At 33.0% G+C, this 8,098-nt stretch carries 4 protein-coding genes; all 4 read right to left on the reverse strand.

Features of this window, described 5'->3' with window-relative positions:
• Positions 1 to 22: 22 nt before the first annotated feature.
• Positions 23 to 4,306, reverse strand: a complete 4,284-nt coding sequence (locus CI949_RS13530; protein WP_290767296.1) for an acyl-CoA dehydratase activase — start codon at positions 4,304 to 4,306, stop codon at positions 23 to 25.
• A 78-nt stretch (positions 4,307 to 4,384) separates the two neighbouring features.
• Positions 4,385 to 5,482, reverse strand: a complete 1,098-nt coding sequence (locus CI949_RS13535) for a two-component system response regulator (RefSeq protein ID WP_290767298.1) — start codon at positions 5,480 to 5,482, stop codon at positions 4,385 to 4,387.
• On the reverse strand, positions 5,472 to 7,745 hold the full coding sequence (locus CI949_RS13540; protein ID WP_290767300.1) for a response regulator: 2,274 nt from the start codon (positions 7,743 to 7,745) through the stop codon (positions 5,472 to 5,474). Before CI949_RS13540 ends, CI949_RS13535 begins: the two co-directional genes overlap by 11 nt.
• Positions 7,733 to 8,098 (reverse strand): cache domain-containing protein (locus tag CI949_RS13545; RefSeq protein ID WP_290767302.1); only part of this gene is annotated, 366 nt, incomplete at its 5' end. The genes CI949_RS13545 and CI949_RS13540, both read right to left, overlap by 13 nt.

Here is an 8,098-nt window from a genome sequence, read left to right on the forward strand (position 1 = left end):
GTTTTCTACTGAATTTATTTTTTTATAATCTATCTATTTCTTTTTTAAACTGGTTTATTCTTTCTACCTGAAGTGTAAATGATTCTAGCCTGGCTTCCATAACCTGAGTAAATACACTACCATCTGTCTCTAAGGCAAGAAATGGTAAAGATGAAAACTCATTCAGCACTTTTTTAGTTAAATTATTTCCATGATTTTTTGCCAATTTAAGTTTTTCTTTTTCTAGACATTTATTTAATACTGATTCTGCAACCCGATTTGGCATACAGCCAAAAGGACCAATGATAATAACACCATCTACCTGATCAATAATTTCATCAATACTGCTGCCTACAGTCAAAATTGCCTCCCCTGTCAGTTCCTTAGACAAAGCAGCTTCAGCAGTTTCGATCAGCGCATCTATTTTTGTGAGCCTGTAGTCATAAAGTCCTGTCTCTGCAAAAATCGATTTGATTGTCTTTTCTATCTTTTTCTGATAGATATTTTTTGCTTTCTGTTTAAGATTTCTAATAAAACCAGATTGCTTTTTATTGATTCCATTTTCAATTAAATAATCAACATAATATATCCATTCATTGTTGGGAGCAACCTTTGTCACTATGCCTTTTTTCGAAAGTTTTTCCACCAAAAATCTACGAGAAAATTTATCGCTCCTCACATAAATTTCTCCTGTAAGAGCTACTTTTTTTGCTTGCTTATATCTCTCATTTAATTTAATATCAGCAAGTACTGCCGCTTCCTTTTTCAGTAACTTTTTAATTTGACCCCAATTATTACTATCTAAAGCATTAAATATATTTTCTGTACTTTTTTTAAGCTGTTTTAATGCTTTTTCTTTGTCTGTAGCAAGAGCTAAAATAACACTCTCAATATCATCCAGTACATCAGCAGTAATTACTGCCTGCCAGGCTCGCATGGTAAATTTTCTGCCTAAACCTGCATAACCATTGTCAGCACTTAAGGTAAGTACAGCTGTATCTTCTATTTTTTTGTCTTCAATCAAATTGTTTAGTAATACATTGTATTGACCAAAGCGACATGGTCCTGAAGCTTCTGGCATAAAATAGGCAAGTATTTCTTCTTTATTTTTTCTTTTATCTAAATAATTAAGCATAGTTCCTAGTGTAAGTTGGAGGGGCAGACATTCTTTTGAACTTGAATTAGCCCTCCCCTTTTTTAGCTCAGCTTCACCAGGTGGAGGAGCAGCTTCAGCATTAATTCCACTATATCTTAGTCCTGAAACAACAGCTCTACTGGAATTCCCTCCCATTGAAGGTATTAAAACTTTTAAATTTTGTGAATCAAGTGAATGATTATTAGCTTTTGAATCAACAACTCTGACAGAATTATCATATTTTATTTCTGCTTTTTTAAAATTGCTTTCTTCCTTTGGAAGACCTTCATTTTCCTGAAGTTTTCTGTAACTTTCCACAACATCTAAAAAAGCTTCAATCCGGGTATTTAAACCAGCATCAGCTGTATGGCTGTCCAGCTCTAAGGTTAAAGAAGGTTTGCTTCCATTTTCTCTGCGAAAATAATTCAAAAGAAATGAGTCAGGTCCACAGCTGAAATTAGTTATATAGGCTGCAAACAAATTGGGGTTTTCACTTACAACTTTGGTTCCCTTCATTATCAACTGGCCCATTGACCAGTACATTTTTGAAGATACATCATATTCTTCAATATTAAGCATATCATAGGATAAAACAATTTCTCCTCGGGAAGCAAATTTATGAGAAATCCCCATATTTGCCTCCGAAACAAAAGCATTATAAGGGCGGCCAAAAATCACTACTGCTTTTTGATCAGGATTTTGCTCAAGATAGCTGAGTACTTCTCTCCCTTTTAATTTTAACTCTTTATTAAATTCCTGCTGATGTTCAACAGCTTTCTGATAGGCAGTTTTGGCTTTATTTTTAGATAAACCTAATTTAAGAGCTATTTTGACAAATTCTTTTTCTGCAGCAAAAAAACCTTTTTGAAAATTAATTACTGGTGAAAAAACATTATCTGCTTTTAGCTCAGGCCAAACAGCAGATAAATAATATGGTTCAGCTTGAGCCAGGGGACAGAGCATACTTTCATCAGCTCCATTTTTTACATATAAGCCTTTAACATGAGGCAAAAATATATAATCATAGTTGTAATTTTTAAGCAGGTCATTTATATAACCGTGACTTAATCCCACAGGATGACAAAATGCAGCAGCCTGCTTTTGAACACCATCTTCAGCTGGGTTTTCAGGAATAATTACTTCATAGCCCAGTTCAGAAAAAAACTTCGAATAAAGAGGAAGTAGAGTATTTACTGTGAGTGACCGATTAATACCTATTTTCCCCCTGACTTTATTCTTTTCAGGCTCAGCAAAATATTTTTCATAAACCATTTTCTCTCTTTGATGTACATAGTCTAAGTTTTTGACATCATAATCTAGATCATTAGAAAGATTAACATATTTATTACAGGCACCACCAAAGGGATACTTTTCCCCTTCAATCTCCATTACACTAATCTTACACCTGCGGTCACAGTCTTCTTTACCTCCCTGACAGCTAAAAGACTTATGATATTTTATTTTTCTTTCAGCAAGTTCTTTTAGCTTAAATTCTTTTTCTTCAGTCAAAGCTAGTTTTAAATTCTGTTTTACCAGCAGTGCTTCTCCATAAGCTCCCATCAGACCAGGTTCAGGTGGTACAATAATTTCCTTCTCTGTTAGAGCTGCCATAGCAATCGGTACTGCCTTATTGTAGCAGACACCTCCCTGCATGAAAACCTTATCTCCTACTGCTCGGTTTCCCTTAACTCTATTTGTATAATTTAGACAGATAGAATATACCAGTCCTGCACAAATATCTTCAACCTTTAATCCTTCCTGGACAGCACTTTTAATATCACTGCTAATAAAAGCTGAACACTGATCATTAAAATTTGGCGGTTTTCTTCCTTTTAGAGCAATTTCTTCTATATCCTCCACTTCAATATTAAAGGATTCTTCTGCAGCTTCTTCTAAAAATGATCCTGTCCCTGCCGAACAGGCTTCATTCATCGCATAATCAGTGGGCACTTCGTTGACTATGTAAGTATATTTAGCATCCTGACCACCAATTTCAAAGATGGTTTCTACTTCATTATCGAAAAAAACAGCAGCTTTTGCATGGGCCATAATTTCGTTGTGAATAGATTTAGTAAGGGCATGTAAACCTACAATCTGTCTACCTGAACCGGTTACTCCAAGCCCAATGATTTTAATTTCTGTCTCTCCAATTTTCTCTGATAGTTTAGTATAACATTTCTTTGCAGCCTTAACTGGATCCCCATTTGTTCTTAAATAAACAGAAGCTAAAAGTGCATCATCTTCCTCTCTCAAAATTACTGCTTTAGTAGTAGTTGAGCCCACATCTACACCAAGAATACATCTATCTCCAGCTTTAACTGTTCCTATTTCCATATTTTTGAAACTAACTTTATCTCTATAGTTCTGTAATGAGGGCAGAAATTCAAAAGAACTCTTATCATTATTGTAAAGATCACTTAAATCCAAATCATCTCCATACTTTTCTCCCCAGAGAGCAGTACCTAATGACTCAAAATAATCCGCTTCTTCAGGCACAATTACTTCAGCTAACTTCTGCTTTAGATAATCAATCATTACTTTATTATTACTACTTCCTCCAATCACCATAATTGATTGTGCCTTAAAATTAGAAAGTAATTCCATAATTTTATCGGCCATCATACTGCACAAACCAGCAACTATCTTGCCCTTATCTTCTCCCTTATTTAAAGCATGTGTGCAGTCACTTTTACAAAAAACTGAACATCTACCGGAAAGATGATAGGGATTATCTAATTGAGCAATTTCCATTGCCTCTTCCAGTTTGATATCCATTCTTTTTAGCTGCTGCATAAAAAATTCACCTGTTCCGGAAGCACATTTATTGCCACTGTGAACATCAGCAATCCTTCCTCTTTCATCAAGTTCATAAGCCATAAATGTTTCTCCACCTGCACTTACAATTGCTTCAACAGCAGGATATTTGTTTTTTATATGGTTATATGCCAGTTCTGTAGCCTCAGGTTCTGAAAGAGAAGGAAGATTGACAATTTTTTTGGATTTACGCCCTGTAACTGCAAAATTGTTTTCTTCATCTAATTTAAAATCAGCCAGTAACTTCTCTAAAGTTTTAACTGCACTGCCCTCATGTGGAAGTTCCTTAAAATCGACAATTTTCAAGTCATTACTGTTTCTTTTGGTTTTAAGAACTTTTATTTTAGATGATCCCATACAAATTCCAATAGAATTCAAAGTTATCGCCTCCATGCTTCTTTCCATTTTTTTCTATGCCCTGACCAGGCATAATCTTCCTAATCAAAAAAAATTAATTTATTCGCTCTTATTAGAAGAAGCAGCAGCAATTTTTTTGAATTTATCCTGCAGATGTACAAAAGCATCTAAGACGGCAGGATCAAAATGTTCTGGTAAAGTTCGCCCATCACCCTGAGTAATAATCTTAACTGCTTTTTGATGATTATAAGCTGGCTTATATACTCTTTTATTGACTAAGGCATCATAAACATCAGCAACAGCCATCAATCTTGCCGCAATAGGTATTTCTTCCTTTTTTAAGCCCTCAGGATAGCCAGAACCATCCCATTTTTCATGATGACTTCCAACTATTTGACGAGCAAATTTAAGGAATGAATTACTACCTAAATTTTGTTCAGCTTTTTCTATTGCCTCTCTGCCATAACAAGTATGTTTTTTAATTACTGCAAACTCTTCTTGATTTAATTTACCCTTTTTATATAATATTCTATCTGGAATCCCTACTTTACCAATATCATGTAAAGGAGCTGTTTTATAAATCCATTCAATATTTTCTTCAGTTAAATAATCAGAAAAACGTTGGTGATCTTTAAGAAATTCAGCTAATAATTTAACATATTTTCTAGTCCTTATAAGATGTTCTCCAGTTTCATTATCTCGAGTTTCAGCTAAATATGCTAAACTTTGGATTGCAACATCCTGAGTTAATTCTAACATCCTGGTGCGTCCTTTTACTTCCTGTTCTAAATCATGATTTTTATTTTTTAATTTTTCTTTAGTATTTTTCAACTCTAAATGATTTTTTACTCTGGCCTTCACAATCGGCATGTTAAAAGGTTTTGTTATATAATCGATTCCACCTACATCTAATCCTTTTTTTTCATTAGCTTCCTGGTCCATAGCTGTCACAAAAATAACAGGAATATCAGAAGTTCTAGGATCAGATTTTAATTTTTGACAGACTTGATAACCATTCAGGTCCTTCATTATAATATCTAATAGAATTAAATCAGGTAACTTATTTTGAACAGCTTTTAAAGCCTTCTCTCCATCTAAAGCAACCATTATTTTATATTCATCTGCAAATGCTTCTACGAGAATATCAACATTTGTTTTTTTATCTTCAACTATCAATATTGTAGCTTTATTTCCCATTAACACTATCAGCTCCCTTTAAACTATCTTTTAATTTCTGGAGCAGCTCAACTGCTCTATCAAAATGATAAGTGTTGACAGCTTCCAATAGTTTATCAACTAACTTATCTTGTTCCTGATTCCAGTTATAATTCGTTATTTTGTTTGTTATTTTTTTAGCTCTAACAGCTTCATAATTTTGCAGAGCCGATTTTAATTTTAATATATATTCTTCCAATTTTTTTATGCTTAATTCTGAAGATTGAGATTCATCACTTTCAATTTGTTGAGCCATTAAATTAGAAGAAGATATTTGCTTAATTAGGACAGCTAATTTTTGATAAAATTTATTAAGTAAATCATCAAAATTTCTTCCATTTTTAATAGCAGAATTCAACTCTTGAGTTATTTGATATAAGTCAGCAGCACCAATATTTCCTGCTACCCCCTTCAGAGAATGCAGTTCTTCTGCTAACTGCTCAAATTTATCATTTTCAACTAAATTTGCTATAAGTTGATCAAATTTGTGATAATCATTATAAAAGTCAATTAATAACTGCTGATAAAGCTGATAATTATTATACACTTTATCTAAAGCCGAATTGAGATTTAAAGCATTTAAACCATCAAATTGCTGTCTCAATTTATCATTTAGACTGCTGCTCGTCTCATTTCTCAGGTTAATTTTAACTGGCAGCCATTTTTTTATTTTTGCAAAAAACTGATCTAAATCAAGCGGTTTACTAATATAATCATCCATTCCCACTGCTAAGGCTTGCTCTTTATCTCCTTTAGTTGCATTTGCAGTCATAGCTATAATTGGTAAATCAGGCAAATTTAAATCCTGTCTGATCTTCTTAGTTGCCTGGTAACCATCCATTTCAGGCATTTGAACATCCATCAATACTAAATCAAATTTTTGTTCCTTAACTAACGACACTGCTTCTTTTCCATTACCAGCTAATCTTACCTGGGCATTAACCTTGTTTAACAACTCTAAAACTATCTGCTGATTAATTTCATTATCTTCTACAATTAATATTTTAACTTTTCCTAAATCATTAATATGTGATTCCTGGACGACTTGATGGTTACTATTTAAATTATTTTCACTGAGACTGCTAATAATTGCATTAAATAAAGTAGATTGTGTTACTGGTTTAAATAAAACCTTATCTATATTTTTTTGTTCAATTTTTTTTAATTCTTCACCAAAGGCAGTTATTAACATTATCTTAGGAATAGCTTCCAGATCAAACTCTTCTTTGATTATCTGAGCTGCTTTAATTCCATCTAATTCTGGCATTTTCCAATCCATAAATATTAAATCATAATCTTGATTATTTTTCACTTCCTCAAAAGCCTCTTCAGCTGAAGCAGCTGTTGTTACATCTAAATCAAACATGGCAATTGATTCTGCTAAAACTTTTCGATTAATACTATTATCATCGACAATCAATATTTTTTTATCAGCTAGTTTATACTTTTTTAACTTTTCTATTAACTGTGGTTGTTCGCCTAAACCAAATTTAGCAGAAAAATAAAAAGTACTTCCTACTCCTTCTTTACTATCTACCATAATTTCTCCCGCCATTTTTTCCACTAATTTCTGGCTGATACTTAACCCTAATCCTGTCCCACCATATTTTCTAGTCGTTGAACTATCAGCCTGAGTAAATTTTTCAAACAGCTGTTCCTGTACTTGCTCATTCATTCCAATCCCAGTATCTTTAACAATAAACTTTAATTTTATATTTTTTTCAGTTTTTTCAATAATTCTAACTATTAAACGAACTTCCCCTGTTTCAGTAAATTTAATCGCATTATTAACCAGGTTTAATAATATTTGTCCTAAACGTAGTGGGTCTCCTATTAATTTCTGGGGAACATGATCTGTATCATAGAAGAATTCTAAGCCTTTATCAGAAGCTTTTATAGCAGCTTGATTAGTTAAATTATCCAATACTTCATCAAGCAGAAAATCTTTTTCTTCCAGGGTTAACTCTCCTGCTTCTATTTTAGAAAAATCTAAGATATCATTAATTAGTTGAGATAAAGATTCTGTTGATGATTTGATCTTTTCTAAATAATCTTTCTGCTGTATAGATAAATCGGTATCTAAAACCAGATGAACTAGGCCTTTAATCGCATTGATTGGTGTTCTAATTTCATGGCTCATATTTGCTAAAAATTCACTTTTAGCTTGATTAGCTGATTCAGCTTTTTGCCTGGCTTTTTCTTTTTCGTTAATTGATTTAATTATTATTATTCCTAAAATTCCCAAAAAATTGGGGCAGCTGTTTCGGTCATCATTACTCCCTCATAAACATATGGCTCAGTAATTGTTACTTCTCCAGTTCGTTTCGGTTCCTGATAATACTGACTATTGGACATTCCTACTAATTTTCTTAATTCAAAATTTTCACTGGCTCTCGACCAATAAACTAAATAACGGCCATTCGAATTATGATATTTACTGACATTTCCTGTTTTAGAAGCATAAATACTATCCTGTTGATCAGCATTAGGTTCATATCCTAAAGAAATTCCTACTAGTTGAGGGTTATCTTCTAAAATATTACGCAAATATCTAACTCCCTCTTCTCGTCTGCCAAAACCACCAGCCTTTTGATAAGC

The sequence above is a fragment of the Halanaerobium sp. genome (assembly GCF_003070835.1).

Excerpts from the sequence above, each read along its gene's own strand:
- CI949_RS13535 (WP_290767298.1), bottom strand. The coding sequence starts at position 5,482 with ATGGGAAATAAAGCTACAATATTGATAGTTGAAGATAAAAAAACAAAT.